1 protein-coding gene and 1 pseudogene are annotated in these 2,435 nt (G+C 60.2%); both read right to left on the bottom strand.

The window, feature by feature from the left end:
* The coding region (locus tag VNX23_RS11475) for an APC family permease (RefSeq protein ID WP_325630081.1) at positions 1–1,195 on the bottom strand (1,195 nt) is incomplete at its 3' end.
* Positions 1,196–1,697: 502 nt separating this feature from the next.
* A pseudogene (locus VNX23_RS11480) lies at positions 1,698–2,435 on the bottom strand (hypothetical protein); the annotation flags it as partial.

Consider the following 2,435-nt stretch of genomic DNA (forward strand, 5'->3'; position numbering starts at 1 on the left):
GCGCCTGCCTGCGGAAATACCAGGCGCAGGCAAGTCCCGCCAGTCCGTAGTAAAAGGCGATCTGCATCCCGATGGCATTGATCGAATCAGCGATGACCGTCTTGATGCCTGGCAAGTATAAGGACAAAAAGAGCAGCACGAGGCCGAGCACGATAATCAGCACCGTCGGGAGCCACGGCGTGCGATAGGTTTGATGCAGTCGCGCATAGCGCTGGTGAAGCGCGTTGTCTCTGCCCATGGAAAACATGGTGCGCGTAAATTGTAGGATCGAGGTTTCCAGCGTGCCGACCGTGCTTAGCATGACGGCGATCACCGCGACATAATCCCAGGGATCCGGGAGCAGTTTCTCTGCCACCGCGAAGACGATGTTGATGCCGGCGCTCTCAATCTCCGCGTCGCTGAGTAAGAGAAGCGCGAGCGCACCGAAACCAACCAGAAGTACGGAGACGATCACCACCGCGACAATGCTGCCGCGCCCAGCGATGCGCGCGCCGTCGCGCGTTTCCTCGTTGAGGTTGACCGTAACGTCCCAGCCGCTGAAGGCGAACAATGCGATCAGGGCACCGCCCGCGAACAGGCTCGGGGTAAAGTCCGCGCCGGTGAACCACGCAAAAGAAAACGCATGCGCCGGGGCAGAAGGGTAACACATGGCGACAAGCGCAATCAGCAGCGCCAAGACACCGACTTCCACGACGGTGAAAACAATCTGTGTATAGCTCGTGAGCTTGATCCCTTTCGCGACGACACCGCCGATAACCACCAACCATCCCGACGCAACCAGTGTAACGGCGTTCTGATTGTCGACCAGACTGGGCACGAACAACTTTAGAGTCGCGGTCGCAGCGGGGAGGGTGCCAGAGACCATGAACAAGATCGAACCGATGATCACCGACCAACCGGCGAAAAACCCAAGCGCTGGCCCAAAAACCTTAGCAACCCAGGCGTAGGAGGCGCCGGCATTCACGTCCAGGCGGTTCAAATGGCGGAAGGCGAAGACGACACCGAACATGATAAGGCTGCAATAGAGCAGACTTGCCGGTGCGAGCACGCCGACGGCGGCGATCAGTGTTGCCGTGCTTACGGCGACACTATAGGCCGGCCCGCTTCCGGCCACGCCCATGATTACCGATTCAACGAGGCCCAGCGCGTCGGCACGGAGTCCCGGATCTTTTTCGGTCCGTATGGCCGGGCTCATTATCTATCTCCTTTTGCAGCATCTCTAAGCCGCAAGCCCAACCCCCAGGTCACCTTTTTCCAATTCATGTATAGCCCACTGAATGCGGTGAACTTCTGCCCCCACCGCGGGTTCCTGGTCCTCCCACGCGGCGGCGGGGCTTATACCGGTGTTCCGGCCGAGCGCGTCATGTTGGGGTCGTCCGGATGGGATGAGACTGCTGAATTGGCTCCGTATACCAAACGTCAGGAATTGGTGTTCTGCCTGGGGCCGATGGTACCGTCTCTGTCAAGCATCGGACAGCGAAGTAAGGCCTGGCTTCCACTATCTGCTGCCTAGGGTGTCTCGAATCTCTTGAGCTGGCCGGCATAGCCGAGACCTAAGGTCGCGGGCCTGGCAATTTGTTGACCAAGATACGACATGGTAAGTCGGCTTGGCCTTTGTCTCCCTGTGCCAAGTCTGCAAACTGCGGCGTCGGATCTTCTCCGACGCCACTTTTTTGCACCGCCAGCCTGGCGCTCGTTCAGGTTGTGTAAACGGTCGCCATGCGTGTGAGCAAAGGCTTCGGCGGGCAGTCCGACTTCCCGAGGATGGCCGGATCAATCGGCCTTTCTTTTGTCGCTCTATCGCGTGGGCGAGCCAGCCTGCGCAGCGGCCGATAGCAATGCGCCAACAAGCCCGCCGCTCGGGCTAACGGTTGGCATCCGATGGCGCGAGCTCTGGCCGCCACCCATGAATGCATCGACAAGCTCAAGCGATTGCCGATAGCCTCCCGCCATGATTTCAATCCCGGACTCGCCGCTGGAGGGAGATGGATTCGAACCATCGGCCCCTGTCGCGAGGGAGGCCGGTTTATATTGCGGAAGGTGAGTTGGGGGGATCGACGGGGCAGCCAAGAAATTTTGCGGGGTACCGATGGTTCGAATCCATCTCCGCCGGCCTGATTGCGCCAAGCCGGGTCGTAATTAACGCCGTAGGGTGGGTCGGTGACCATAAGGTGCGGCGCGAAACCACCGAGCACGCGCTCAACGTCGGTCGCCACTGTGCTGTCGCCGCAGAGCAATCGATGACGGCAGAGCACCCATAAGTCGCCCGGCTCCGCGACCGGGTGCGCGGGAGGCTCTGGCGCATCGTCGGGATCGGTCCGACCTTGGGTCCTCTCGGCGGATAACTCGCCGAGTTCGAACTCGTCAAAGCCGGTGAGGCTGAGGTCAAACCCCGCTTCGCCCAGCTCGCCAATTTCGAGCGAGAGCATCTCGAG

It is taken from the genome of Bradyrhizobium sp., assembly GCF_035570375.1.
Classification (GTDB): domain Bacteria; phylum Pseudomonadota; class Alphaproteobacteria; order Rhizobiales; family Xanthobacteraceae; genus Bradyrhizobium.